Origin of the sequence: Paraburkholderia phymatum STM815 (genome assembly GCF_000020045.1) — a bacterium.
GTDB lineage: Bacteria > Pseudomonadota > Gammaproteobacteria > Burkholderiales > Burkholderiaceae > Paraburkholderia > Paraburkholderia phymatum.
Genome location: NC_010625.1, coordinates 1,169,810 through 1,194,760, shown reverse-complemented (window position 1 = coordinate 1,194,760; position 24,951 = coordinate 1,169,810). Strand labels below are relative to the sequence as shown.

Here is a 24,951-nt window from a genome sequence, read left to right as displayed (position 1 = left end):
GCGTCAGAAGTACTCGGGCGCAGGTGGCGGCGATGGAATCGGTGCGGGGTGCGGCAGCAGATCGAAGGGACTCGCTGTCGCACATACGGTGCTGGTCGCGATTCTCAAGTAGCGCGAAGTAGTCGCGAGGGACCTATGGCCCATGAGCAGCTGGATCCTGCGCACATCGGTACCGGCTTCGAGCAGATGAGTCGCGAATGCATGTCTCAAGGAATGCGGTGTTATCGGCTTCCGGATGCCACATCGTTGGCGAGCGAGAGCGCAGATTCGCGAGACGGCGCCCCGAGTGATGGGGTGTCCAGGAATATCACCGGGAAACAGCCAGCCGCGGGGGTGAGCGTCTTGCCAGTACGTTCTGAGGATCTCAAGCAGACGCGGCGAGAGCATTACGTAGCGATCCTTGCGGTTCTTGCCCTGGTTCACACGGATGACCATGCGCTTGCTGTCGATGTCCGTGACCTTCAGGTGGACGACTTCCGACACGCGCAGGCCGGCGGCGTAGGCAACCATCAGGATGGTCCGATGCTTCAGGCTGGGGATCGAGTCGAAGAAGGTGGTGATCTCCTCCAGGCTGAGGACAACCGGCAGGCGGACCGGCTTCCTGGGCAATGGGAAATCCTCGTCACTCCAGTCACGTTTGAGCGTCACGCGATAGAGAAAGCGCAGCGCACCGATCGCCGGGCTGAGACTGGCGGGTGCCAGCTTGCGCTCTTCGCGGAGATAGATGAGCCAGGCCCGGATCTCCTCGGGACCCAGCAGTTCGGGCGAACGGCGGAAGTGGCGCGCGAAACTGGATACCTGAATCAGATAGGACTTCTGGGTATTCTCTGCAAGGTTGCGGATCTGCATGTCATGCAGCATGCGTTGGCGCAGTGGCGTCATGGCGAGCCTCCTGGAAGCAGTAGGTGGAATGCCCAACCGGGCGTTCACATACTGCTCCTGGCGATATCGATCACCGCCTCGCCGGGGTTCAGCGCCAGACGACCCGCTTCATGAAACGTCAGCCACAGATCTGTGCCCACCTCCTACTACCGCGTCAGCGGTTTAGTACAATGCAACTTATGCAACTTATGCAACTTATGCAACAGGCCAGGTCGTCACTCGAACTTCCACTTGATCGAACAGCCTAGCGCCGGATGCTGCGTATCGGGGCCCCGCCCCGTCTGCGCGATCTGCTGCATCGCTTCGAAGAGATCACGGTCTGCTTCGGGGAGCGGGTCTTTGCGCGACGCGTCCAGCCGGCCGCGGTATCGCAATGACAACTCCGAATCGAAGCCATAGAATTCCGGCGTACACACCGCGTCGTAAGCGCGCGCGACCTGCTGCGACTCGTCATACAGATACGGGAATGGCAGGTGCAGTTCGGCGGCGAGCGCGATCATACGCTCGAAGGAATCTTCGGGATACGCGATCCCGTCGTTCGAATTGATGCCTACCGTGCCGATGCCGAGCTTCGCGAGATCCTGCGCGTCGCGCACGATGCGCGGTAATGCGGCTTGCACATACGGACAGTGATTGCACATGAAGACGACGACGAGCCCGTTCGGGCCGCGTACGTCGTCGAGTGTATAACTGCGCCCGTCGGTGGCGGGCAAGGTGAAGCGCGGAGCTTTGACTCCGAGTTGGCCGGGAGGAGATTCTGTTGCCATCCATTGCTCCTTGGTCGACAGTGACGAAGAGTCCAACCGCTGAAAGGAAACGCTAACGCGCCATCGCCGCGGCGACGGTTTCTTCCGCCATGTGCGCTGCGTCGGGCATCGTATCGGGCGTCATGTGGGACAGTTTCATCAGGCGCGGTTGCAGCAGCAGCGCGACCAGTCCCGTCCAGCCCGTCTGGTGCGAAGCGCCGACGCCGCGCCCGTTGTCGCCGTGAAAGTATTCATGGAACAGGATCAAATCCTGCGAGCGTGGGTCGGCTTGCAGCATCGGATAGGCGGCCATCACGGGCCGCACGCCGTGCTCGTCTTTCAGAAACAGCGTCGTGACCCGCCGGGCGAGATCGTCGGCGACTTCACTGAGCGAAGCGCAGTGGCCCGACCCCGTTGGATGCTCGATGCGAAATTCGTCGCCGTAGTATCGATGAAACTCGTAGAGCGATTCGATCAGCAGATAGTTGACGGGCATCCACACCGGTCCCCGCCAGTTGGAATTGCCCCCGAACACGCGCGATTCCGATTCGGCGGGTTGGTACTGGATGCAGACACGCACGCCTTCATGATCGAACAGATAGGGTTCGTCGAGATGCACGCGCGACAGTGCGCGCACACCATAGTCCGACAGGAACTCGTTTTCGGCCAGCGCGCGCTTGAGCAGCGCTTTCATCCGGTGCCCGCGCAAGAGCGAAAGCAATGTCGTGTTGCCTTTGCCCGGTTCCGTCCAACGCGACACGAGCCGCGCGAGATTCGGCCGGTGATCGAGAAACCACGCGAGCCGTTCGCGCAATCCGGGCAGATGACCGTGCACCTGTTCATCCAGCACGTGCACGGCGAACAGCGGGATCAGTCCGACGATAGAACGTATCCGCATCGGCACACGCGTTCCATCGGGAAGATGCAGCACGTCATAGAAGAATTCGTCGCGTCCGTCCCATAGCCCTGTATTGCAGACCTCGCCGCAACTCACCGCTTCCGCGATATACAGAAAGTGCTCGAAGAACTTCACTGCGATTTCGACGTAGGCAGTATTCGTCATCGCGAGTTCGAGTCCGATCTGCATCAGGTCGAGCGCGTATGACGCCATCCATGCCGTGCCGTCTGCCTGATCGATGCGACCGCCCGTCGGCAACGGGGAAGAGCGATCGAAGATGCCGATGTTGTCGAGCCCGAGGAAGCCGCCCTGGAAGATGTTGCGATCGTCGGCGTCCTTGCGGTTGACCCACCACGAGAAGTTGAGCAGCAGCTTATGAAACATCACTTCGAGGAACTCGTGATCGCCGACGCCCGTCACTTCGCGATCGAGTTCGTACACGCGCCACGTGGCCCACGCATGCACGGGCGGATTTGCGTCGCCGAACGCCCATTCGTACGCGGGCAGTTGCCCGTTCGGATGCATGTAGCGTTCCTTCACGAGCAACTGCAGCTGATTCTTCGCGAAGTCGGGATCGATCATCGCGAAGGCGACGGCATGAAACGCGAGATCCCACGACGCATACCACGGGTATTCCCACTTGTCGGGCATCGACACGATGTCGCCGTTGCACATGTGTCGCCAGTCGGCGTTGCGGCCACGTCTGCGGTCTTTCGGCGGCATGGGTTGGCCCGGATCGCCGTCATGCCAGCGCGTCACGTCGAACTGGTAATACTGCTTGCTCCATAGCATGCCCGCGAGCGCCTGGCGCTGCACGAGGCGCGCGTCGGGGTCGGCGATATCGTGCTGAAGCGCGGCATAGAATTCGTCCGCCTCCGCCTGGCGGCGCGCAAAGAGGGCAGGTAAGTCGAGCGGCGCCGCGTCGGCTGACGTGTCGGGGCGCCAGCGCAGATGCACCACGGCCTGTTCATGCGCAGCGAGGTCGAGCACCGCATGCGCTGCGGCGCGCGTGCCCTTGTCGCGCCGGACCGCGCGCTCGTCGCCATTCACCAGATAATCGTTGAAGCCGTCCTTGAACGGCCCTTCGCCTTCGATGCCGAACAGGCGACGCACGTTGGTTTCGTTTTCGCAGAAGAGCCATTCGATCGGCTGTTGCGCCGACGCGGTCACGATCATCGTGCCGAGCGACGGATTGCGCGCGACGACGCGCGCGCCTTCGGCGGCATCGTGTTCGAGTGTCAGCGAAGGCTTGCCGGGCTTGCCTGACCATGCCCAACGATTGCGCGCCCAGAAATGCGGCAATAGATGCAGCGTGGCGCGCTGCGTGGAGCGGTTCTCGACGGTGACGCGCATCACGACGTCGTCGGGCGTGTGCTTCGCGTATTCGATCCAGACGTCGAAGTAGCGGTGGTCGTCGAACACGCCTGTATCGAGCACCTCGTACTCGGGCTGATCCGCGCCGCGCCGTGCGTTTTCGTCGATCAGATCCTGGTATGGATACGCATCGTGCGGATACTTGTAGAGCATCTTCATGTACGAATGCGTCGGCGTGCCGTCGACGTAGAAGTAAAGCTCCTTCACGTCCTCGCCGTGATTGCCCTGCGCGTTCGTCAAACCGAAGAGCCGCTCCTTGATGATGGGATCGCGTCCATTCCAGAGCGCGAGCGACACGCACCAGTCAAGCGGATCGTTGCCGAACCCTGCGATGCCGTCCTCGCCCCAACGGTACATGCGGCTGCGCGCATGATCGTGCGGAAAGTAGTCCCACGCGGTGCCGTGCTCGCTGTAATCCTCGCGCACGGTGCCCCATTGCCGGTCGCTCAGATACGGTCCCCAGCGCCGCCAGCGCGCGAGGTCAGGACCATGAAGGCGCGAACCTTCCTTCGACTGAAGCAGATTGATTGCGCTTAACGGCTGCATGGCACCTCCCGGGCGGGACCGGTCGTCCGATACGTCTGCGTGTGAACGCCTGTGCTTTTCCGTCGCGAATGCGGTACGCGCGACGGAATCATGATGATAGGCGTCATCGCGTCGCGTGGCGATTCGGGGGCGAATCTATCGTACGACCTGCATCGGTAAGCGATACTTGTGCCACTCATCCGCGGACAGACACCGACATGAATGCGAATCCCGCACGCAACTGGCTGACCTTTAGCGACTCCGTGGCCGCCGCACAGGCGGCTGGCCGCCCTCTCGTGGCACTGGAGTCGACGATCATCGCTCATGGCATGCCGTATCCGCAGAACGTGCGTACCGCGCGCGAAGTGGAGACGGTGATCCGCGATCTGGGCGCGGAGCCCGCGACGATCGCCGTGATCGGCGGGCGAATCCGCATTGGACTCTCGGACGACGAACTCGAATTGATCGGCCGCTCGCCCGACGTCCACAAGGTCAGCCGCCGCGACTTGCCCGCCGTGCTGACGGGCGGCGGACTCGGCGCAACGACGGTTGCGGGCACGATGATTTGCGCGGCGCTGGCCGGCGTCGAAGTATTCGTGACGGGCGGCATCGGCGGCGTGCATCGCGGCGCGCCGGAGACGTTCGACATTTCCGCCGATCTGCAGGAACTGGCGAAGACGTCGGTGGCGGTGGTGTGTGCGGGCGCGAAATCGATTCTCGATATCGGGCTGACGCTGGAATATCTGGAAACGCTTGGCGTGCCCGTGCTCAGTTGCGAGCAGGACAATTTCGCTGCGTTCTACACGCGCGATAGCGGCTTTCGCGCGGATTATCGGATCGACGATCCTTCGGAGCAGGCGCGCTTCATCCGTGCCAAGTGGGACCTTGGCCTGGCGGGCGGCGTGCTGTTGAGTACACCCGTGCCGGCCGCAGCCGCCATGCCTTCCGATGAGATCGACAGCATGACCCGCCAGGCGCTCGACGAGGCGGCCGCACAGGGCATCAGCGGCAAGGCGGTGACGCCCTTTCTGCTCGCGCGCATCAAGGCGCTGACGGGCGGACGCAGCCTTGCCACTAACATCGCGCTGATCCGGCACAACGCGGAGGTCGGTACGAAACTCGCGCTAGCGCTGGCCGCTGCTTCTACGCCTCGCTCACCTGAATCTGATAAAGCCCCCACGGACACAATACGAAGCGGTCCTTGAGCGGCTTTGCAGCAAGTTCGGGGATGTTGTCGGCATCGTAGATCGCCCAAAGCGGACCGAGCCCGCCGAGCGGCATCGGTTTGCCGTCCATCTGCGTCGCGACAATGAAGCGCCATGCGCGGATGTTGTCGAGCGTCGTGAGCACGGCATAGCCGTCGACCGCGCGCAACGAAACTTTCGTGTCGCCGGCGCCCGGCACGCCAGCTTTCTCGAGTACGTTTGCGAGCAGCGGGCCGCTCAGCGTGTGCTGCTTCGCGTCGTATTCGACGGTCGGTTTGATCGTCACCGCGGGCAGGCTTGCGATCGACGGATAGTCGAACGTGCGGGCCGACGCGAACTTGACGAGCTGCTTCGTCATCAGAGGGTCGAAGGCAGGATCGAGCGGCCCGCGGTTCGTATGCTTGACCGCGCCCGACACGGTGAGGATCGCGGGGGCCGCCGCGCATGCGGCGGGTTTCGCATTCCCGGCGCCGAACGCGGGCGTGACGCTGGCGCCGAGTACAGCGGCGCGGGTGAGGAACTGACGTTTATTCATGTTCGATGGCTCCGCTGATTGTGGGCACGTCTTCGACCCTTATACACCGCCGAACCGTATCCACGATGTCTGCCGCCCGTTCAGCGAACGCTTCAGGAACAGGCGCAAGCTATCGATTCGCCGTGAACGCACGGCGTAAAATCGTTTGTGATTCAGCCGCCCATCGAACGGAGGGTCGCATATGAAAGACGATTCACAGCGCGAACGCATGCAAGTCGTCGTCGTGCATCCCGACCGCGAGATCGCCACGACGCAGCGCCTGCCGTACTTCGTCGGCATTTCGGGCACGACGGCGGGCGCGCAAGCGCTGTCGATGCATCTCGTCGTGGTGCCGCCGGGCGGACATGCGGAGCCACATGTTCATTCTGGTTACGAGACGGGCATCTACGTGCTGGAGGGCCGCGTCGAAACACGTTACGGGCCGGGGCTGCGCGCGTCGGTCGTTACGGAAGCCGGCGACTTTCTGTTCATCCCACCCGGCGTGCCGCATCAGCCTTTCAATCTGAGCACGACGACGGCTGCGCGCGCTATCGTGGCGCGCAATCATCCCGACGAGCGTGAGCAGGTGGTGCCCTACGATCCGGCGCGGGACGAGTGAGCTCCCGATCTCGCCGCGCACGCTCGAGCCGGCCGGCAGTGCGCCGAATATCCTGGCCCCGTCTGTTTGCGGCGATAATGACCCGCGATATTCGACTTGAAGAACGGAGAAGGGATGGACAAGCAAGGACTCACCACAGCCATCGTTCATGGCGACAGAGTCACGGGTAGCGAGCACGGCGGCGTGCATCAGCCGATTCACACGTCCGTGCAATATGGCTTCGAGCGCGTCGAGGATCTGATCGGCGTATTCCAGGGCACGAAAAAGGGCGGCTTCAATTACGCGCGGCAGGGGACCCCCACGACGGCCGCGCTCGAGCGCAAGATCACGGGCCTCGAAGACGGCATCGGCACCGTCTGCTTCAGCACGGGCATGGCCGCGATCACAGCGACCTTCCTGACGCTCCTGCGTGCGGGCGATCACCTCATATCGAGCCGTTACGTCTTCGGCAACACCAATAGCCTGCTGGGCACGTTGCGAATGTTCGGCGTGGAAGTCACGACTGTCGATACATGCGATGTCGACAATGTGAAGAACGCGATCCGGCCGAATACGCGCATGGTGTTCGTCGAAACCATTGCGAATCCGGGCACGCAGATTCCGGACTTGCAGGGTATCGGTGACGTATGCCGCGAGCGCGGCCTCGTCTATGTCGTCGACAACACGATTACCTCTGCAGCATTGTTCAAGCCTAAGGCGGTCGGCGCGACGCTCGTCATCAACTCGCTGACGAAGACGATTGCGGGTCACGGCGCCGCGCTTGGCGGCGCGGTCACCGACACGGGCCTGTTCGACTGGAGCGCGTATCCGAACATCGCGGACGACTACCGGCGTTCGGCGCCGAAAGAGCAGGGTCTGCTGCAGATTCGCAAGAAAGGCCTGCGCGACATGGGGGCGTCGTTGTCTTCCGAGCAGGCGCACTCGATTGCGATGGGCGCGGAAACGCTCGCGTTGCGGGTGAAGCAAAGCAGCGACAACGCGCTTGCCCTCGCGCAGTTCCTGGAAGGACACCAAGCGGTTGGCAAGGTGTTTTATCCAGGGCTGAAGAGCCATCCGCAATATCACATCGCGCAAGCGCTGTTCAAGAGCGCGTCATGGCTCCTGTCGTTCGAATTGCGCGACGCGCAGCGCATGGTGGAAGTCGTCAACGCGCTGAAGCTGCCTATCAAGGCAACCGGTCTCGCCGACACGCGCACACTGATCATTCCCGTCGCGCCGACGATCTTTTTCGAGGCGGGGCCGGAAACACGCAAGGCGATGGGCATCTCCGACGGCATGTTGCGGCTGTCCGCGGGCATCGAAGATATCGACGATCTGATCGCCGATTTCTCTCAGGCGCTGCAGTTTGCAGGTTAGCCTGCGCCGTTGATGGAAGCGGGGAGGCGGCCAGTGAACCGCGCCTCGCCTCGCGCTGCTATCAGAAAACCTGAACGCTTCGATCCGAATTACGCGTTTTTCTTACGCCAGATAATCCTGCATAGTAGTCACACCACGATATCTACGAGGCTGTGATTGCAATGAACATGCGAACCGATCACTCATTGCTGGCCGATCCCCAGCTGAGTTTCGCGACTGTCGCATCGGGCATTTGCATCCCGTATGTCGAGCGCGGCGCGGGCGAGCCGGTCGTGTTCGTGCACGGCTCGCTGTGCGATTTCCGCTATTGGGACGCGCAGATCGCGCCGCTTTCGGCGCACTTGCGCTGCATCGCGCCCAGTCTCAGCCACTATTGGCCCGCCGCCGAGGCCTGCATCCAGAATGATTTCGGCTGGCAGGTTCACGTCGCCGAACTGGCGGAGTTCGTCGTTGCACTGGATCTCGGCCCTGTGCATCTGGTCGGGCATTCGCGCGGCGGATGCGTCGCGTTTCAACTGGCACGCGAATATCCTCGTCTCGTCAAAAGCCTGACGCTCGCCGATCCTGGCGGCCCGCTGCAACTCGACGGCATGCGCGAAGCGTCGCTGCCGTCGCCGATGAATGCGCTGCGCGCCAAAGTGGCGGCCATGATCGAGGAGGGCGTGGTCGAGCCGGGGCTCGAACTGTTCGTCGATTCCGTCAGCGCGCCCGGCGCATGGCGCAAGAGCACGGACGCCTTCCGCATGATGGCGATCGACAACGCCAGCACGCTCCCCAAGCAGTTTCTCGATCCGTTGCCGGCCTATTCGCGAGAAGCGGCGGCCGACGTGACCTGCCGGACGCTGCTGATCGACGGACAAAAGAGCCCGCGCATGTTCCGCAACAATGTCGATAGTCTGGAAGGCTGGATCTACCGCGCGGAGCGGGGCACGATAACGGGCGCGTCGCACGGCATGAACGTTGCGAATCCCGCCGCGTTCAACCGCATGCTGCAGTCGTTCATCGACAACTGACGGCATGAAAGCCACTCAACCCAGCCGCAACACCATCTCGACTTCGCGATCGGCATCGTCGTCGATCTCGCCGGCGCACGGTTCGTCTTCCACTGTTTCGAAGCCCGCCGACCGGTAAAGCGCGATCGCACGGGCATTGTCGACGCCCGCATTGAGCGTGATCTGCGCGAGGCCCATCGCGCGGGCCTGATGGACGGCGGCCGCGATCAGACTCCGCGCAATGCCGCTCCGTCGATGCTCCTGCACGACGAACAGCCCCCACAGGAATCCCTTTTGCAGCACAGGGCGCAACGGATACCGCCGCAGCCCCGCCACGGCAACGAGCCGGTCGCCCGCAAACGCGCCGAACACCACCTGATTCGCCGTCGAACAGATGCGCGCCTCGATTTCATCGATCGACCGCTTGGCTTCTTCGTCGCGCGTCGACAGGAACGACCCGGGCGCCTCGTCGATTGCGCTCAGCCGCAGCGACGCGTAGGCAGGCGCATCGCTGGCCGATAACAGGCGAATGGTCGGGCGGGCGGTTTCCATCGCGCGATTTTAAGGCACGCCCCCTATCCGCCCGTGCCATTTCAAAAAGTCCCGCGAGGTACGTCGTCGTACAACTGTTAGAACGGAAGCACATCCCGTGGGTGGGCAAAACGCAGCGCAGCGTCCACGCGCCGCGCAATGAATCCGCCAGGGTAAACGCCGGATTGCAAATATTGGTACAGAGTTCGATGATGTCGTCAGACAACCTATGAGGCGGCGCACGCTTGCGCCGCCGGTTGCGAAATCTTGCCGGCAAGACGCTGATTCGAGGGGGAGACATTTTATGGCCAACGTAGTGCAAGGCGTGACCGCCGAGCGGAGAACGCGCATCCGTTACGGGATCGTCGCGATGTTGTTCCTCGTCACGGCCATCAACTATGCGGACCGCGCGACGCTGTCGATGGCAGGTACGTCGATGTCGAAAGATCTCGGTCTGGACGCGGTCGCGATGGGCTTCATCTTTTCCGCGTTTGGCTGGTCGTATGTGATCGGCCAGTTGCCGGGCGGCTGGCTGCTCGACCGCTTCGGTTCGAAACGCGTCTACGCCGCCAGCATTTTCATCTGGTCGCTGTTTACGGTATTGCAGGGCACCGTGAGCTTTCTGAGTGTGTCCGTCGCCGTCACGACGCTGTTCGTGCTGCGCTTCATGGTGGGCTTCAGCGAGGCGCCATCGTTCCCCGCCAATGGCCGCATCGTGGCCTCGTGGTTTCCCGCCGCCGAGCGTGGCACGGCATCGGCCATTTTCAATTCCGCGCAATATTTCGCGACAGTGCTGTTCGCGCCGATCATGGGCTGGGTCACGCACCGCTTCGGCTGGCCCTACGTGTTCTACTTCATGGGCGCCGTGGGCATCGTCGTGAGCTTCGTCTGGATGAAGACGGTGCACAGCCCGAAGGATCACCCGCGCATCAGCCCCGCCGAACTCGCCCATATCACAGAAGGCGGCGCGCTTATCGACATGGACCGGCCCAACAAGGCGGCGATCGCAGATGATGCCGCTGCGCAGGCGGGCACGACGCAAAGCGCGAGCGAAGCGCCGAAACTGTCGTACGTCAAGCAGCTGCTGAGCAACCGGATGCTGCTCGGCGTGTATATCGGCCAGTACTGCATCACGACGCTCACGTATTTCTTCCTGACATGGTTCCCCGTGTATCTCGTCAAGGAACGCGGCATGTCCATTCTCAACGCGGGCTTCGTGGCCGCGTTGCCGGCCGTGTGCGGATTCGTGGGCGGTGTGCTCGGCGGCATCTTCTCCGACTTCCTGATCCGCAAGGGATGTTCGCTGACGGTCGCGCGCAAGGTGCCGATCGTCGTCGGCATGCTGCTTTCGACCAGCATGATCGCGTGCAACTATGTCGACTCGTCGGCCGTCGTCGTTGCGATCATGGCGTTCGCGTTCTTCGGCAAGGGCCTCGGCGCGCTCGGCTGGGCGGTGGTCGCGGATACGTCGCCGAAGCAGATCGCGGGTCTGAGCGGCGGCATGTTCAACACGTTCGGCAACATCGCGGCCATCACGACGCCGATCATCATCGGCTATATCGTCAAGGCGACGGGCTCGTTCAGCGGCGCACTGGTGTTCGTCGCGTGCAACGCATTGGTCGCGATCATCAGCTACCTGGTGATCGTCGGCGAGATCAAGCGCGTCGAATTGAAGTAAGTCTGCACGGCGCCATGCATGCCCGCGTCGCCTTCGGGCGCCGCGGGCATGCTTGCGTTGACGGCCGGCGTTACCACACCGCCTGACTCGTCAGCGCAAACTGCTTCAACTGCGGATCGGCGGGAAGCGGTCCATTGCGCATCATCTTTTCGATGCTGTCGACATGCGGCAGCCCAAGCCCTTCGAGCCACGACGAAAGGCCGGACTCGGCAGGCGTGTCGATCCGCACGAACATGCCCGCATTCAGCGCGAGCCAGTGGCTGATGAGCGCTTTTGCGCGGCTCGCATCCGGCGAGCCCGGCGCGACGACGGGGCCGATCACATGCCCGTCGCCGAAGCGCCTGAAGAGCGCGAAGCCGATCAGTTCGCCGTCGCGGTCGAGTGCGATGCCGCTTGCGATATCGAGCAGTGCCGGCAACAGCTCGCTGCGATCCAGCCCGCTCGCGCGCGACGCCAGTTCGACGAGGCGCGGCGCATCGTTGACGCCCAGCGGACGCAGCCGCTCGCCTGGCGGCAGTGACACGAGGGGTGGCTGAAACGCCGCGCCCTGATGCTGATGGATCTTGCCGATGCTTCGAAAGCCGAGCTGCTTGCAGAGCGATTCGCCCGCGGGGCTCGCGTGAATCAGCAGCGTGCGCGGGCCGAGTTCGTCGATCAACAGTTCGAGTAGCTTGCGCCCCACGCCGCGCCGCTGATGCTCGGGCGCGACGATCATCATGCCGAGCGTCGCGGCTTCGCGTCCGAAGCGCCATGCCAGAGCGGTACCGATCACGCCGCTTGCATCCTGCGCGACGAAGCCTTGCCCGAGGCGTGCCGCAAAGCGCCAGTCATCGGGACGATGCCGCCATCTGACGGCAGTCGACAGCGCATGCCCTGCCGCGATGTCGTCGGAGGTGAAAGGGCGGTAGTCGATCATGCCGTTCTTGTTTGGGTCGGACACGCCGGCCTCCTCATTCTGAAGACACATACCGTCACTCTCTCACCGTATCGCGCGCACGACTAGGACGATCCTTCTATCGCGCGATGCGCATGCCGACTCAATCATGATGCGCTGCAAAACGCGGAGTTCGGGCGGCGAGAACGCGCGAATTGTGCTGTGTGCGCTTTTTTGTCGGTGAAATATGCGGTGGCGGCGAGCCTACGATTTGCAGCATCGAAGGCAATCGAGGACTTACGCAAATGGACCGATTCGATCCCGCGACGATCAACGTGCGCAGCGGACATTTTATCGGCGGCGAATACGTCGATGTGCACGGACCGCGCATCGAGGTCGCGCGTCCGTCGGACGGCGCTGTCTACGCGTCGGTGCCCATCGCCGATGCCGAACTTGTCGACCGCGCGGTGCAGAACGCATGGACGGCTTTTCGGACGAGCGGCTGGGCGCGCATCGCGCCGCGCGAACGGGCGCGCGTACTGCGCCGCTTCGCCCGTCTCGTTGCCGCCGATGTCCACACGCTAGCGCCGCTAGAAGCGCTCGGCTCGACGCGGCCCATCCGCGACGCCTTCAACTGGGACGTGCCGTTCACGGCGGAAGGCATCCGCTTCTATGCGGAGTTCGCCGACAAGATCGGCGGCGACGTCGCCGCGACCGATCACGATCATCTCGGCATGACGATCGCCGAACCGTATGGCGTGATCGGCGCGATCGCGCCGTGGAATTTCCCGCTTGTGATGGCGTCGTGGAAGATCGCGCCTGCGCTTGCGGCGGGCAACGCCGTCGTGCTGAAGCCTTCGGAGATGACGCCGTTTTCCGCATTGCGGCTGGCCGAACTCGCCGTCGAAGCGGGCGTGCCGCCCGGCATCTTCAACGTCGTGCAAGGAGACGGCCGCACCACGGGCGATGCGCTCGTGCGTCACCCGCGCATGGCGAAGGTGACCTTCACGGGATCGACGCGCACGGGCGCGGCGATCATGGCGGCGTGCGCCGAAACGGGCACCAAGCCCGTCACGCTCGAACTGGGCGGCAAGAGCCCCCAGATCGTCTTCGCCGATGCGCCGCGTCTCGACGACGTGGCGGCTCGCATCGCCGGCGCGATTACGGGCAATGCGGGGCAGGTCTGCGTCGCGGGGTCGCGGCTGCTGGTCGAGCGGCCGATCGCGGACGAACTTGCCGAACGCATCCAGCGCCTTTTCAGCGAACCGAGGGCGGGCGCAACCTGGTCGCCCGATACGACGCTGCCGCCGATCATCTCGGAGCCGCAGGCGGCGCGGATCGAGGCGATCGTCGGGCGCAGCATCGCGAGCGGCGCGAGCTTGCGCTGCGGCGGCCATCGCGCGGATGCGGCGACGCCGGGCGCCTTCTACGCGCCGACGCTGCTCACGCACGTCACGCCGCAGACAGACGCTGTGCGTGACGAGATCTTCGGCCCCGTGCTGACCTTGCAGACCTTCGACACGGAAGACGAAGCGCTCGCGCTAGCCGCGCATCCCGACTACGGCCTTGCCGCCGGCGTGCATACGGCCGATCTGGGCCGCGCGCTGCGCATGGTGCGCGGCATCGAGGCGGGTACGGTCTGGGTGAACCGCTACGGACGCACCAGCGACTTCATGATTCCGACGGGCGGCTACAAGCGTTCGGGCATCGGCAAGGATCTTGGCCGGCAGGCTTACGAAGCGAACCTGCGCTTCAAGAGCGTGCTGATCGACGCGCGCGTCTGACGAATGCCACCGACGCGATAGCGATGAAACGGCGCCGCATAGTCTGCTGCCGATGCCCCTCAAAACGCGTGGTTTGTATCGCGCGAGCCACTCGAATCAGCGACATCGGACCTTTTTGCACTGGTTAAATTTTCCGCAGGGATGCGTTTTCCTGTTCCGCCACTGAACCTCGCGTGGGTTCACAACAAGATAGGACTGACACCATGATCGATTTCGAGCCGAAGTACATCACGTTCGACTGCTACGGCACGCTGACGAAGTTCCGCATGGCCGACATGGCCCGCGAACTCTACGCCGACCGCCTGCACGGCGCCGAGCTGGAGCGCTTCGTCGCGTTCTTCGCCGGTTATCGCCGCGACGAAGTGCTTGGCGCATGGAAGCCGTACCGCGACGTGATCGTCAATGCCGTCCGCCGCACCTGCAAGCGCATGAACGTCGAGTTCAATGAAGCGGAAGCAGAAAAATTCTATCTGGCCGTGCCGACCTGGGGGCCGCATCCCGATGTGCCGGAAGGCCTCTCGCGTCTTGCGAAGAAGTACAAGCTCGTGATTCTGTCGAACGCGTCGAACGATCAGATTCAGAGCAACGTCGACAAGCTCGGTGCGCCGTTCCATCGTGTGTTCACCGCGCAGCAGGCGCAATCGTACAAGCCGCGCATGCAGGGCTTCGAGTACATGTTCGACCAGCTCAACTGCAATCCGGGCGACGTGCTGCACGTGTCGTCGAGTCTGCGTTACGACCTGATGACGGCGCACGACATGGGCATCAGGCACAAGGCTTTCGTCAAACGCGGCCACGAGCCGGGCACGCCGTACTACGAGTACTACGAAGTCGACACGATTGGCGACCTCGCAACGCAACTCGGTCTCTGATACGCCCACGCCAACGTCCACACGCGCGCAAGGACACCCGATGAAACTCGACTCCTACTGGCTCGACACCGCGCCCGCCGGCATGCCGGCGAGCGAGGGACCCGTCGAAGGCTATGTCGACGTCGCCGTGATCGGCGGCGGCTTCACGGGCTTGTCCGCCGCCCTCGCGCTCGGCAAACGGGGCGCCTCGGTGACGGTGCTCGATGCCGGGCGCATCGGCGGCGGCGCTTCGGGCCGCAACGGCGGCCAGTGCAACACGGGCGTCGCGCAGGACTATGCGGCGCTGCGCGCACAACTGGGCGTCGAGCGTGCGCAGGGCTGCTATCGCGCGTATGCAGCCGCCGTCGATACCGTCGAGCGGTTGATCCGCGACGAGCAGATCGATTGCGACTATCTCGCATCGGGCAAGCTGAAGCTTGCCGCGAAGCCGCATCATCTCGCGCACCTCGAGCAGACAGCCGAGCTCATTCGCCGCGAAGTCGATCCCGACGTGGAGATCATCGCGCGCGAGCGCATTCGCAGCGAGGTCGAGTCGGACAGTTTCTTCGGCGGGCTGCTGCAAAAGCGCGGCGGTCAGATGCATATGGGCAGGTTCGCGGCGGGGCTCGCGCACGCGGCAGTGCGCAATGGCGCGCGGCTGTTCGAGCATGCAGCCGTCACGCTGATCGAAAAGGACCGCGGCGCCTACCGGATCGAATCGGCGCGCGGTACGCTGCGCGCGCACCAGGTGTTGATCGCGACGGGGCCGTCGCGGCATGGGCCGTTCGGCTGGTACCGGCGCAGGCTCGCGCCCGTCGGTTCGTTCATCGTCGTGACGGAGCCGTTGCCAGCCGACCAGCTCGCGCGTCTGCTGCCGATGCGCCGTTCGTACACGACGAGCCGCCTGATGCACAACTATTTCCGCGTGACGTCGGACTCGCGGCTGCTGTTCGGCGGACGTGCACGCTTCACGGCTTCCGAGCAGCCGTCGGATGCGAAGAGCGGCCGCATTCTGCAGGCAAATCTCACGCAGACGTTTCCTGCCCTCGCGCAGGCGCGCATCGACTATTGCTGGGGCGGCCTCGTCGATATCACGGCGGACCGTCTGCCGCGCGCCGGTCAGCACGACGGCATCTATTTTTCGATGGGCTACAGCGGACACGGCACGCAGATGTCGACGCACATGGGCCAGGTGATGGCCGATGTGATCGGCGGCAATGCGGCCGCGAACCCCTGGCGCGATTTCGACTGGCCCGCGATTCCGGGACACACGGGCAAGCCGTGGTTCTTGCCGCTTGTCGGCGCGTACTACCAGATCAAAGACATTTTCTACTGACGTTGCTTATCGACGTTGTTTCTAACCAGGCATGCCAAAGACAGCCCGAAGCTGCCGAATTTCCCCCAAGACCATCTGACGCGGAGAGTTTCATGAGCATCGATAAATCGCCTGAAGCAGTCGCCCATGCCGGCATCCGGCTCGAAGAGTTGACGCGCCGCGGTGCTTCGCGGCGCGACGTGCTGCGCGCGATGGCGGCGGGCGGCTTGATGTCGCTGACGGGCGCTGGCCTGCTGGCGACGAGCAGCGGCGCCGCCGCGCAACAGCAGGCCAAACCGAAGCAGGGTGGCAAGATTCGCGTCGCGACGCAGTCGGCGTCCGCCGCGGACACGCTCGATCCCGCGAAGGGTGCGCTCGGCACCGACTACGTGCGCGCCAACATGTTCTACAACGGCCTGACGGAACTCGACTCGCATCTCGGCGCGAAGATGGCGCTGGCGGAATCGCTGGACACGAAGGATGCGACCGTGTGGGTCGTCAAGCTGCGCAGCGGCGTGCAGTTCCATGACGGCAAGTCGCTTACGCCGCAAGACGTGATCTACTCGTTGATGCGCCACAAGGATCCCGCTGTCGGCTCGAAAGCGAAGACGCTCGCCGACCAGATCAAGGATGCGAAAGCGACAGGCCCGAACGAAGTGACGATCACCCTCGAAGGCGCGAACGCGGACTTGCCCGTGATTCTAGCCACGTCGCACTTCCTGATCATCAAGGACGGCACGACCGACTTCAAGACCGCCGTCGGCACGGGTCCGTTCAAGCTCAGGGAATTTTCGCCGGGCGTGCGCACGGTCGGCGTGCGCAACGAGAAGTACTGGAAGCCGGGCATGCCGCATCTCGACGAAGTCGAGCTGATCGGCATCGGCGACGAATCGGCGCGCGTGAATGCGCTCCTGTCCGGCGACGTGCAGCTGATCAATGCCGTGAGCCCGCGATCGACGGCGCGCATCAAGGGCACGCCCGGTTTCTCGGTGCTGGAGACGAAGACGGGTCAGTACACCGACCTCATCATGCGCGACGAAGGCGGCATCACGGGCACGGCGGATTTCCGCCGCGGCCTGACGCATCTGATGGATCGCGAGCAGATCCGACGCGCCGTGTTTCTCGGCTATGGCGCGATCGGCAACGACCAGCCGATCGATCCGACCAACAAGTACTACATGGCGGGCCTGCCGCAACGCGCGTTCGACCCGGAGAAGGCAAAGTTCTACTTCCAGAAGGCCAAGCTTGGCAGCGCGCCCGTGCAGCTGTACGCGTCGCCCGCCGCCGAAGGCTCCGTCGAAATGGCCATGCTGCTGCAACAGGTCGCGCCGCAAGCGGGCCTGAATCTGCAGGTGGTGCGCGTGCCGTCCGACGGCTACTGGTCGAACCACTGGATGAAGCATCCGCTCGGCTACGGCAATATCAACGCTCGCCCGAGCGCCGACGTGCTGTTCACGCAGTTCTTCAAGTCCGACGCGCCGTGGAACGAGGCGAACTGGAAAAACCCCAAGTTCGATCAGATGCTGGTCGCCGCGCGCGGCGAACCGGACGACGCGAAGCGCAAGAAGATCTACGGCGATATGCAGCAGCTCGTGCATGAAGACGGCGGCATTGGCATTCCGATGTTCCAGAGTTCGCTCGACGCGCATTCGTCGACGCTCAAAGGGCTCGGCTCGATTCCGCTGGCCGGCCTGATGGGCTTCATGTTCGCGGAGAACGTCTGGCTCGACGCCTGATTCCGTTCTGCCATCACGCGTGCCGCCGCCGCGCGGCGCGCGGCTTCGAAGAAGGAGGCGATATCCGATGAAAGCCCATGCGCAACGACTCGTCGCCGCGCGTCTCGGTCTTGCGTTGCTGACGCTGCTGCTGGTGTCGGCGATCGTGTTCGCCATCACGGGCCTGTTGCCCGGCGACGCGGCGCAACAGGCGCTCGGGCAGGCCGCAACGCCCGAACAGGTCGCCGCCTTGCGTCATCAGTTCGGGCTCGATCAGCCCGCGCTGCAGCGCTATGTGCAGTGGCTCATGCATGTCGTGAGCGGCAACTTCGGCACGTCGCTGTCGAACAATCTGCCCGTCAGCGAACTGATCGCCACGCGTCTGCCGAACTCGCTCGTGCTCGCGGGATTGACGGCGCTGGTGTCCGTGCCCCTCGCGCTGTTGATCGGCATTCTATCGGCGATGTTTCGCGGCTCGCTGCTCGACCGCGTGCTGAATGTGCTGACGTTGTCGACAGTCGCCGTGCCGGAGTTTCTTATCGCGACGGTCGCCGTGCTGATCTTCGCGGTGAAGCTGCGCTGGTTGCCCGCGCTGTCGTATCTGTCCGAGGTGACTTCCTTCGGCGCACTACTGCGCATCTACGCGATGCCCGTGATGACGCTGTGCTGCGTGATCGTCGCGCAGATGGCGCGCATGACGCGCGCGGCGGTGCTCGACCAGCTGAGCGCATCGTATGTCGAGATGGCGTTGCTGAAGGGCGCGTCGCCGATGCGCATCGTGTTGCGCCACGTGCTGCCCAACACGATCGGACCGATCGCCAATGCCGTCGCGTTGAGCCTGTCGTATCTGTTCGGCGGCGTGGTGATCGTCGAGTCGATCTTCAACTATCCGGGACTCGCGAGCCTGATGGTCGATGCCGTCACGAACCGCGACATGCCGCTCGTGCAGGGCTGCGTAATGGTGTTCTGCGCGGCGTATCTCGTGCTCGTGCTGATCGCCGACCTGTGTCAAATCATCTCCAACCCGAGGCTGCGTCAACGATGAACCGACCCGCCACCTCTCACGCGACCACCGTTCTGTACGCACCCGATGAAGACGGCAAGCCTTGCGCCGATGCTGTCCAGGACGCGCCCGTGGAAACGCAAGTTGCAAAGCGCGGCTCGCTGCGCCGTCTCGTGAGCCGCTTTTCGCTGCTCGGCCTGATCGGTCTCACGATCGTCGTGTTCTGGCTCTGCATCGCGTTCATCGGGCCGTTGGTCGCGCCATACAAGGGCGGCGCGGTGACGTCGACGGAGATCTTCGGTGTGTACAGCGCCGCGCATCCGCTCGGCACCGATTATCTGGGCCGCGACATGCTAAGCCGCGTGCTGTACGGCACGCAATATACGGTCGGGCTCGCGCTGGCGGCGACGGTGCTCGCGAGCTGCATCGGCACGTTTTTCGGCCTCGTCGCGGCCGTCTCCGGACGTTGGGTCGACGAAATCCTCAGCCGTCTGTTCGATGCGCTGATCTCGATTCCGAGCAAGGTGCTCGCGCTCGTCGTGATCGCGGCTTTCGGCTCGTCCGTGCCGATGCTGATCACAGTCGCGGCGCTCGCGTACATTCCCGGCGCGTTTCGCATCTCACGTTCGCTCGCCGTCAACCTGATGACGCTCGAATACGTGCAGGTCGCGAAGGCGCGTGGCGAAGGGCTGTTCTACATTGCGCGCGTCGAGGTGCTGCCGAACATGATTCATCCGATGCTCGCCGACTTCGGCTTGCGCTTCGTGTTCATCGTGCTGTTGCTGTCCGGCCTGAGCTTTCTCGGCCTCGGCGTGCAGCCGCCGAATGCCGATTGGGGCTCGCTCGTGCGTGAGAATATCGGCGGTCTCGCGGAAGGCGCGCCTGCCGTGTTGATGCCCGCTGTCGCGATCGCGACACTGACCGTCGGCGTGAATCTTCTGATCGACAGTCTGCGCCGTCACGGCGCGCGTGCGCAGGGAGGCGGGCGATGAACATGATCGAAGTGAAAGACCTGCGGGTGGTCGCAGGCACGGCGCCCGACCCTGTCGTGCACATCGTGAAGGGCGTCGACTTCTCGGTGAAAAAGGGCGAAGTGCTCGCGCTGATCGGCGAGTCGGGCTCGGGCAAGACGACGATCGCGCTGTCGCTGCTCGGTCATGCGCGTGGCGGCTGCTCGATTGCGGGCGGTTCCGTGAACATCGGGGGCGTAGATGTGTTGTCGCTCGACGACAGCGGGCGGCGCGCATTGCGTGCGCGCACGGTCGCGTATGTCGCGCAGAGCGCGTCGGCGGGCTTCAATCCGGCGCGCACGATCATGGATCAGGTGACGGAGCCCGCGCTGCTCCACAAGCTGATGTCGCCCGCCGCCGCGCGCAAGAAAGCGATCGATCTGTTCCGTTCCCTCGCACTGCCTGCGCCGGAGACGATCGGCTCGCGTTATCCGCACCAGGTGTCGGGCGGCCAGCTGCAGCGCCTGATGGCGGCGATGGCGCTGATTACCGATCCCGCCGTCGTCGTGTTCGACGAGCCGACCACGGCGCTCGACGTGACCACGCAGATAGAAGTGCTCGCCGCGTTCAAGAAGGTGGTGCGCGAACTCGGCACGACGGCCGTGTACGTATCGCACGATCTCGCGGTGGTCGCGCAGATGGCGGATCGCATCGTCGTGCTCAACGGCGGCACGGTGCGCGAGAACGGCACCACGGCGCAAGTGCTCGACGCGCCTGCCGATGCCTACACACAGCAACTGCTTGCGGCGACACGGCGCGCAGAGCCCGAGCTCGACTCGACGGTGGCGGGAGATCCGCCGCCGCTGCTCGAAATCCGCAACCTGAGCGCGGGATACGGACGCGTCGACGCGAATGGCGTGCCCGCCGTGCGCGTGCTCGACGACGTGAGCCTGAAGATCGCGTGCGGCCGCACGCTCGGCGTGATAGGCGAATCCGGTTCGGGCAAGACGACGCTGGCGCGTGTGGTGGCGGGGCTGGTGGATCGCGCGCGCGGCGACGTGCTGCTCGACGGCAAGCCGCTGCCCGCGAAGCTCTCGGAGCGCACGCTCGATCAATACCGGCGCGTGCAGATCGTGTTCCAGAACGCCGACACGGCGCTCAATCCGAGCCGCACGATTGCCGACATCCTTGCCCGGCCGATGAACTTCTATCACGGCCTGCGCGGAGCGGCAGCACAGAAGCGGATGCTCGAACTGCTCGATCTGGTGAAGCTGCCCGCTTCGGTGGCGAGGCGTCAGCCGGGCGGTTTGTCGGGCGGACAAAAACAGCGCGTCAACCTGGCGCGCGCGCTCGCCGCGAAGCCGGCGCTGATTCTCTGCGACGAAGTGACGTCCGCGCTCGATACCGTGGTCGGCGCGGCGATCCTCGACTTGCTCGGCGAATTGCGGCGCGAACTCGGCGTGTCGTACATGTTCATCAGCCACGACATTTCGACGGTGCGCGCGATCTGCGATGAAGTGATCGTGCTGTACGCGGGGCAATGCGTCGAAGCGGGACAGCGAAACGCGCTGGCTGCGCCGCCTTATCACCCGTACACCGGCCTGCTGGTCGATTCCGTGCCCGCGCTGCGGCCCGGCTGGCTCGACTCGCGGTGCGAACTGACGGGCGGCGCATTGCCAGCGATGGGGCCGTCGAGCGACGCGCACCCGCACGAACTGTGCAGCTTCCGCTCGCGCTGTCCGGCGCGTATCGACGGCATGTGCAACGTCACGCCGCCTTCCGTGAGGAAACTGCCGTCGGGTGCGGAGATTCGTTGCCATCACTCAGCCGAGGCGCTGATCCGCATGCAGACGGCCGATAGGGTGGCGGCATGAACGCGCGCTTCGTGAGAGTGGCGGAGCAGGCGCGCAAGACCTTCGACATCACGGTCGACGGCGTCGTCACCCAGGCGGCCGAAGGCGACACGCTGATGGTCGCGCTGCTGACCTCGCACGACACGCTGCGCGATTCGGAATTCGGCGACGGCCGTCGTGCAGGCTTCTGTCTGATGGGCGCCTGCCAGGACTGCTGGGTCTGGACCACGCAAGGTGAGCGCGTGCGCGCATGCACGACGCCCGCTGAGCCGGGGATGTCGATTGTGACGCGCATGGCGTTTGCCGGGGAGGGCGTATGGCCGCGCAACGGGACCTGAAGCAACTGAAAGTGATCGTGATCGGCGCGGGGCCTGCGGGCGTGCGCGCGGCGCAGGCGCTCGTGGAAGCGGGCTTGCGTCCGACCGTCATCGACGAAGGGCGGCGCGACGGCGGCCAGATTTATCGTCGACAGCCGGAAGGCTTTTCGCGCACGTATGAAGCGCTCTATGGGACTGAGGCCGCGCGCGCCGAATCGCTGCATCGCGACTTCGATGCGTTGCGCGCGCACATCGATTATCTGCCCGACACGCTGGTCTGGAATATCGCGCCGAAGGTAGTCCATGTGGTGCGCGGCACGCAATACGATGAGCTGCCGTTCCACGCGCTGATCGTCTGCAGCGGCGCGACCGATCGATTGATGCCCGTTGCGGGCTGGCATCGTGCGGGCACATTTAGTCTGGGCGGCGCTCAGGTTGGGTTGAAAGCGCAGGGTTGCGCGATTGGTGCGCGCACGGTGATGATGGGCACAGGGCCGCTGTTGTATCTGGTGGCAGCGCAATACGTCAAGGCTGGTGCGACCGTGAGCGCCGTGCTCGACACATCGACGCTCGCACAACGCGTGCGTGCATTGCCTCATTTGCTCGCTATGCCTCGCACGTTGCGCAACGGCCTTGCGCTGATGGGCGTGTTGCGGCGCGCACGCGTGCCCGTTCATCGCGGTGTGACGCCGCTTGCCATCGACGGTTCATCTGCGCATGGCGTGACAGGCGTGCGCGTGAAGCTTGCGAGCGGTTCGACGCTCGATGTGAATTGCGATGCTGTCGCGCTCGGCTATCACTTGCGCGCGGAGACGCAGCTTGCCGATCTCGCTGGCTGCGAATTCCATTTCGACGATGCGACGCAGACCTGGTTGCCGCACGTCGACGCGGATGGCCGCAGCAGCGTCGCAGGCGTCTATCTGGCGGGCGATGGTGCCCGCGTGCGAGGCGCGGATGCCGCGGAACGCGCGGGCCGCCTTGCCGCGTTGGCCGCGTTGCGCGACGCTGGTATTGAACGCGAAGGCGCAGTGCAGCTGCGCGCCGAACTGGCGCGCTACACGCGTTTCGCCGCGGGCTTGCGCACGGCATTTCCGTGGCCTGCGCGTTTCGCGGCGGATTTGCCCGACGACACCATCGTGTGCCGCTGCGAGTCGATCACGGCAGGCGAATTGCGGCACGTGGTGCGCGAGATGGGCGCAACGGAAGCGAATCGCGCGAAGGCCTTTTCACGCGTCGGCATGGGCCGCTGTCAGGGGCGCTTCTGCGCGCACGCGGGCGCCGAAGTGATCGCGGCGGAGGCGCGCGTACCGCTCGAGGCCGTCGGCCGGTTGCGTGGCCAGGCGCCCGTCAAGCCGCTGCCGATGGCGCTGGCATCGGCATGTGCGACGTCGTGTGCTGCTGAAAGCGCTGAAAAGGAGTTCAGCGAATGAGTGATCGTGCCGATGTGATCGTGATTGGCGGTGGAATCGTCGGGACGTCGACGGCGTTTTTTCTGCGGCGCAGACGGCGTTCGGTGATCCTGATCGAACGTGGACTGACGGGGCAGCACGCGAGCGGCGTCAACTTCGGCGGCGTGCGCCGGCAAGGGCGCGCGATGTCGCAACTGCCGATGGCCAATCGCGCGCTCGATACCTGGCGGCATTCGAAGGAACTGCTCGGCGAAGACGTCGAGTTCCTCGCGTCGGGCCATACGCGCGTGTGCTATCACGCGCATGACGCAGAGTACTTTCATCGCTATGCCGCCGAGGCGCGTGCGCACGGCCTCGATCTCGAAGTGCTCGACGGCGAGGCGATGTTCAGACGCTTTCCGTTTCTCGGCCGCGAGGTGTTGGCCGCGTCGATCTCGCCGCTCGACGGTCATGCGAATCCGCGGCTGGCGGCGCCGGCGTTCGGCCGCGCGGCGGCGCGCATGGGCGCGCGGATCGTCGAAAACACGGAGATCGTGCGTGTGGAGAAGGACGCGGGCGGCTTTCGCGTCGAGAGTGCAGCGGGGGATGTGTATCGCGCGGAACAGGTGTTGATCTGCGCGGGCGCGTGGGCGAATGCGCTATCGACCCAACTCGGCGAGCCTGTGCCGCTGGCCGCGCGCGGCCCGCAGATGGCCGTGACCGAGCCGGTGCCGTATGTGTTTGCGTCGTCGATGGGCGTGTACACGTCGATCAAGGAAGAGAGCGTCTACTTCCGGCAGATTCCGCGGGGCAATATTGTGCTGGGCGGCGGGCCGCCCGGTCCCGCCGATGCTGCCACGCGGCGGGCAGCCGTGCTGCCGGCGAATACGGTGCAGCAGATGGCGCAGTTCCGCCGGCTCGTGCCGGCGCTTGCGGCGTTGCATGTGATTCGCGTGTGGAGCGGCGTCGAGAGTTATTTGCCCGACTCCGAGCCGGTGATCGGGCCCAGTTCGAAGCAGCCGGGACTCTTCTATGCGTTCGGCTTTAGCGGATCGGGATTCCAGATTGGGCCGGGTGTCGGCGAGACAATTGCCGAACTGATCGACACAGGCAGCACGCCGATTCCCCTCGATACGTTTTCTATTGCGCGATTTGCGCATGCCGTACCGGCGCACGGTGTGCGTGCCGTTAGCGAGGCCTCTTCATGAGTACCGTCGATGATTCTTCGATCACCCTGCGCGATGCGGTTGCTTATATCGAAGCGAATTTCGATAAGGCTGTGAGTCTCGCGCAACTGGCCGAGCTGTCGGCGCTCAGTGTTTCGCGGTTCGCTACCGTGTTCAGACAGCAGGTCGGGCTTTCGCCTTATAAGTACTTGTGTGGCGTTAGGGTCAGGCGTGCTCAGACTCTGCTGCTCGCGGGCGTGCCCGGGGCTGTTGTCGCTACTGAAGTTGGGTTCTTTGATCAGAGCCATCTGGCTCGGCATTTCAAAAGGTTCTGTGGGATGACGCCGAGTGGGTTTTTGGAGAAGGCTAGAGGTTGACGTTTCTGCGCTCGTCCGACCCTGCGACGCCACCGACC

The 24,951-nt window shown here is 64.2% G+C and carries 22 protein-coding genes; 16 read left to right on the top strand and 6 right to left on the bottom strand.

Going from position 1 to position 24,951, the window contains the following annotated elements; all coding sequences use genetic code 11:
* Window positions 1-3: 3 nt before the first annotated feature.
* The 3 genes from BPHY_RS32885 to BPHY_RS32875 all read right to left on the bottom strand — a co-directional run bounded on the left by BPHY_RS32885 (window position 4) and on the right by BPHY_RS32875 (window position 4,446).
* Window positions 4-882 carry a tyrosine-type recombinase/integrase gene (locus BPHY_RS32885; RefSeq protein WP_012405792.1) on the bottom strand — a complete coding sequence of 293 codons (879 nt, stop codon included), beginning with the start codon at window positions 880-882 and terminating at the stop codon, window positions 4-6.
* Between the two features lie 215 nt (window positions 883-1,097).
* Window positions 1,098-1,649 (bottom strand): thioredoxin family protein, encoded by a 552-nt coding sequence (locus BPHY_RS32880; RefSeq protein WP_012405791.1) that lies wholly within the window; start codon window positions 1,647-1,649, stop codon window positions 1,098-1,100.
* Window positions 1,650-1,701: 52 nt separating this feature from the next.
* The gene (locus BPHY_RS32875; RefSeq protein WP_012405790.1) at window positions 1,702-4,446 is read right to left on the bottom strand and encodes an MGH1-like glycoside hydrolase domain-containing protein; all 2,745 of its coding nucleotides are present in this window, start codon (window positions 4,444-4,446) and stop codon (window positions 1,702-1,704) included.
* A gap of 197 nt (window positions 4,447-4,643) precedes the next feature.
* Between BPHY_RS32875 and BPHY_RS32870 the strand changes: the two genes are divergently transcribed.
* Window positions 4,644-5,630, top strand: coding sequence for a pseudouridine-5'-phosphate glycosidase (locus BPHY_RS32870; RefSeq protein WP_012405789.1), 987 nt, complete (start codon window positions 4,644-4,646; stop codon window positions 5,628-5,630).
* Here the strand turns inward: BPHY_RS32870 and BPHY_RS32865 are convergent.
* Complete coding sequence (locus BPHY_RS32865) at window positions 5,569-6,165, bottom strand: molybdopterin-dependent oxidoreductase (protein WP_012405788.1); 597 nt, start codon at window positions 6,163-6,165, stop codon at window positions 5,569-5,571. The two genes, BPHY_RS32870 and BPHY_RS32865, sit on opposite strands and share 62 nt — an antisense overlap.
* 181 nt (window positions 6,166-6,346) lie before the next feature.
* On the opposite strand from BPHY_RS32865, the gene BPHY_RS32860 reads away from it, so the two are divergent.
* The 3 genes from BPHY_RS32860 to BPHY_RS32850 all read left to right on the top strand — a co-directional run bounded on the left by BPHY_RS32860 (window position 6,347) and on the right by BPHY_RS32850 (window position 9,132).
* A complete protein-coding gene (locus BPHY_RS32860; protein WP_012405787.1) occupies window positions 6,347-6,763 on the top strand; it encodes a cupin domain-containing protein in 417 nt (138 codons plus the stop codon).
* A gap of 114 nt (window positions 6,764-6,877) precedes the next feature.
* Complete coding sequence (locus BPHY_RS32855) at window positions 6,878-8,119, top strand: cystathionine gamma-synthase family protein (RefSeq protein ID WP_012405786.1); 1,242 nt, start codon at window positions 6,878-6,880, stop codon at window positions 8,117-8,119.
* A gap of 161 nt (window positions 8,120-8,280) precedes the next feature.
* The gene (locus BPHY_RS32850; protein ID WP_012405785.1) at window positions 8,281-9,132 is read left to right on the top strand and encodes an alpha/beta fold hydrolase; all 852 of its coding nucleotides are present in this window, start codon (window positions 8,281-8,283) and stop codon (window positions 9,130-9,132) included.
* A 15-nt stretch (window positions 9,133-9,147) separates the two neighbouring features.
* On the opposite strand, the gene BPHY_RS32845 is transcribed toward BPHY_RS32850, so the two are convergent.
* A complete protein-coding gene (locus tag BPHY_RS32845) occupies window positions 9,148-9,663 on the bottom strand; it encodes a GNAT family N-acetyltransferase (protein WP_012405784.1) in 516 nt (171 codons plus the stop codon).
* Between the two features lie 283 nt (window positions 9,664-9,946).
* Here BPHY_RS32845 and BPHY_RS32840 point away from each other — a divergent pair, with 283 nt between their 5' ends.
* Window positions 9,947-11,320, top strand: a complete 1,374-nt coding sequence (locus tag BPHY_RS32840; protein ID WP_012405783.1) for an MFS transporter — start codon at window positions 9,947-9,949, stop codon at window positions 11,318-11,320.
* 70 nt (window positions 11,321-11,390) lie between these two features.
* Here the strand turns inward: BPHY_RS32840 and BPHY_RS32835 are convergent, their stop codons facing one another.
* Window positions 11,391-12,287, bottom strand: coding sequence for a GNAT family N-acetyltransferase (locus BPHY_RS32835; RefSeq protein ID WP_012405782.1), 897 nt, complete (start codon window positions 12,285-12,287; stop codon window positions 11,391-11,393).
* Between the two features lie 212 nt (window positions 12,288-12,499).
* Between BPHY_RS32835 and BPHY_RS32830 the strand changes: the two genes are divergently transcribed.
* The 11 genes from BPHY_RS32830 (at window position 12,500) to BPHY_RS32780 (ending at window position 24,913) form a co-directional block, all read left to right on the top strand.
* The gene (locus tag BPHY_RS32830; RefSeq protein ID WP_012405781.1) at window positions 12,500-13,978 is read left to right on the top strand and encodes an aldehyde dehydrogenase family protein; all 1,479 of its coding nucleotides are present in this window, start codon (window positions 12,500-12,502) and stop codon (window positions 13,976-13,978) included.
* Window positions 13,979-14,181: 203 nt separating this feature from the next.
* Complete coding sequence (locus BPHY_RS32825) at window positions 14,182-14,850, top strand: haloacid dehalogenase type II (RefSeq protein WP_012405780.1); 669 nt, start codon at window positions 14,182-14,184, stop codon at window positions 14,848-14,850.
* Between the two features lie 40 nt (window positions 14,851-14,890).
* Window positions 14,891-16,165: an NAD(P)/FAD-dependent oxidoreductase gene (locus tag BPHY_RS32820; protein WP_012405779.1), complete on the top strand. Its 1,275-nt coding sequence runs from the start codon at window positions 14,891-14,893 to the stop codon at window positions 16,163-16,165.
* Window positions 16,166-16,257: 92 nt separating this feature from the next.
* Window positions 16,258-17,880, top strand: coding sequence for an ABC transporter substrate-binding protein (locus BPHY_RS32815; protein WP_012405778.1), 1,623 nt, complete (start codon window positions 16,258-16,260; stop codon window positions 17,878-17,880).
* 67 nt (window positions 17,881-17,947) lie between these two features.
* The gene (locus BPHY_RS32810) at window positions 17,948-18,904 is read left to right on the top strand and encodes an ABC transporter permease (protein ID WP_012405777.1); all 957 of its coding nucleotides are present in this window, start codon (window positions 17,948-17,950) and stop codon (window positions 18,902-18,904) included.
* Complete coding sequence (locus BPHY_RS32805) at window positions 18,901-19,854, top strand: ABC transporter permease (protein WP_012405776.1); 954 nt, start codon at window positions 18,901-18,903, stop codon at window positions 19,852-19,854. Before BPHY_RS32810 ends, BPHY_RS32805 begins: the two co-directional genes overlap by 4 nt.
* Window positions 19,851-21,686 (top strand): ABC transporter ATP-binding protein, encoded by a 1,836-nt coding sequence (locus BPHY_RS32800; protein WP_012405775.1) that lies wholly within the window; start codon window positions 19,851-19,853, stop codon window positions 21,684-21,686. The genes BPHY_RS32805 and BPHY_RS32800 overlap by 4 nt, the downstream gene beginning before the upstream one ends.
* Window positions 21,683-22,003: a (2Fe-2S)-binding protein gene (locus BPHY_RS32795; RefSeq protein WP_012405774.1), complete on the top strand. Its 321-nt coding sequence runs from the start codon at window positions 21,683-21,685 to the stop codon at window positions 22,001-22,003. The genes BPHY_RS32800 and BPHY_RS32795 overlap by 4 nt, the downstream gene beginning before the upstream one ends.
* A complete protein-coding gene (locus BPHY_RS32790) occupies window positions 21,982-23,412 on the top strand; it encodes an FAD/NAD(P)-dependent oxidoreductase (protein ID WP_012405773.1) in 1,431 nt (476 codons plus the stop codon). Before BPHY_RS32795 ends, BPHY_RS32790 begins: the two co-directional genes overlap by 22 nt.
* Window positions 23,409-24,578: an NAD(P)/FAD-dependent oxidoreductase gene (locus BPHY_RS32785; RefSeq protein WP_012405772.1), complete on the top strand. Its 1,170-nt coding sequence runs from the start codon at window positions 23,409-23,411 to the stop codon at window positions 24,576-24,578. The genes BPHY_RS32790 and BPHY_RS32785 overlap by 4 nt, the downstream gene beginning before the upstream one ends.
* Window positions 24,575-24,913, top strand: a complete 339-nt coding sequence (locus BPHY_RS32780) for a helix-turn-helix domain-containing protein (protein WP_012405771.1) — start codon at window positions 24,575-24,577, stop codon at window positions 24,911-24,913. The genes BPHY_RS32785 and BPHY_RS32780 overlap by 4 nt, the downstream gene beginning before the upstream one ends.
* Window positions 24,914-24,951 lie beyond the last annotated feature (38 nt).

Bases quoted from the DNA above. Each gene is read 5' to 3' on its own strand.
- BPHY_RS32825 (WP_012405780.1), top strand. From the start codon at position 14,182: ATGATCGATTTCGAGCCGAAGTACATCACGTTCGACTGCTACGGCACG.
- BPHY_RS32790 (WP_012405773.1), top strand. From the start codon at position 21,982: ATGGCCGCGCAACGGGACCTGAAGCAACTGAAAGTGATCGTGATCGGC.
- BPHY_RS32870 (WP_012405789.1), top strand. From the start codon at position 4,644: ATGAATGCGAATCCCGCACGCAACTGGCTGACCTTTAGCGACTCCGTG.
- BPHY_RS32885 (WP_012405792.1), bottom strand. From the start codon at position 882: ATGACGCCACTGCGCCAACGCATGCTGCATGACATGCAGATCCGCAAC.
- BPHY_RS32820 (WP_012405779.1), top strand. From the start codon at position 14,891: ATGAAACTCGACTCCTACTGGCTCGACACCGCGCCCGCCGGCATGCCG.
- BPHY_RS32800 (WP_012405775.1), top strand. From the start codon at position 19,851: ATGAACATGATCGAAGTGAAAGACCTGCGGGTGGTCGCAGGCACGGCG.
- BPHY_RS32875 (WP_012405790.1), bottom strand. From the start codon at position 4,446: ATGCAGCCGTTAAGCGCAATCAATCTGCTTCAGTCGAAGGAAGGTTCG.
- BPHY_RS32840 (WP_012405783.1), top strand. From the start codon at position 9,947: ATGGCCAACGTAGTGCAAGGCGTGACCGCCGAGCGGAGAACGCGCATC.
- BPHY_RS32815 (WP_012405778.1), top strand. From the start codon at position 16,258: ATGAGCATCGATAAATCGCCTGAAGCAGTCGCCCATGCCGGCATCCGG.
- BPHY_RS32780 (WP_012405771.1), top strand. From the start codon at position 24,575: ATGAGTACCGTCGATGATTCTTCGATCACCCTGCGCGATGCGGTTGCT.
- BPHY_RS32865 (WP_012405788.1), bottom strand. From the start codon at position 6,165: ATGAATAAACGTCAGTTCCTCACCCGCGCCGCTGTACTCGGCGCCAGC.
- BPHY_RS32860 (WP_012405787.1), top strand. From the start codon at position 6,347: ATGAAAGACGATTCACAGCGCGAACGCATGCAAGTCGTCGTCGTGCAT.
- BPHY_RS32810 (WP_012405777.1), top strand. From the start codon at position 17,948: ATGAAAGCCCATGCGCAACGACTCGTCGCCGCGCGTCTCGGTCTTGCG.
- BPHY_RS32835 (WP_012405782.1), bottom strand. From the start codon at position 12,287: ATGTGTCTTCAGAATGAGGAGGCCGGCGTGTCCGACCCAAACAAGAAC.
- BPHY_RS32845 (WP_012405784.1), bottom strand. From the start codon at position 9,663: ATGGAAACCGCCCGCCCGACCATTCGCCTGTTATCGGCCAGCGATGCG.
- BPHY_RS32830 (WP_012405781.1), top strand. From the start codon at position 12,500: ATGGACCGATTCGATCCCGCGACGATCAACGTGCGCAGCGGACATTTT.
- BPHY_RS32785 (WP_012405772.1), top strand. From the start codon at position 23,409: ATGAGTGATCGTGCCGATGTGATCGTGATTGGCGGTGGAATCGTCGGG.
- BPHY_RS32850 (WP_012405785.1), top strand. From the start codon at position 8,281: ATGAACATGCGAACCGATCACTCATTGCTGGCCGATCCCCAGCTGAGT.
- BPHY_RS32805 (WP_012405776.1), top strand. From the start codon at position 18,901: ATGAACCGACCCGCCACCTCTCACGCGACCACCGTTCTGTACGCACCC.
- BPHY_RS32855 (WP_012405786.1), top strand. From the start codon at position 6,878: ATGGACAAGCAAGGACTCACCACAGCCATCGTTCATGGCGACAGAGTC.
- BPHY_RS32880 (WP_012405791.1), bottom strand. From the start codon at position 1,649: ATGGCAACAGAATCTCCTCCCGGCCAACTCGGAGTCAAAGCTCCGCGC.
- BPHY_RS32795 (WP_012405774.1), top strand. From the start codon at position 21,683: ATGAACGCGCGCTTCGTGAGAGTGGCGGAGCAGGCGCGCAAGACCTTC.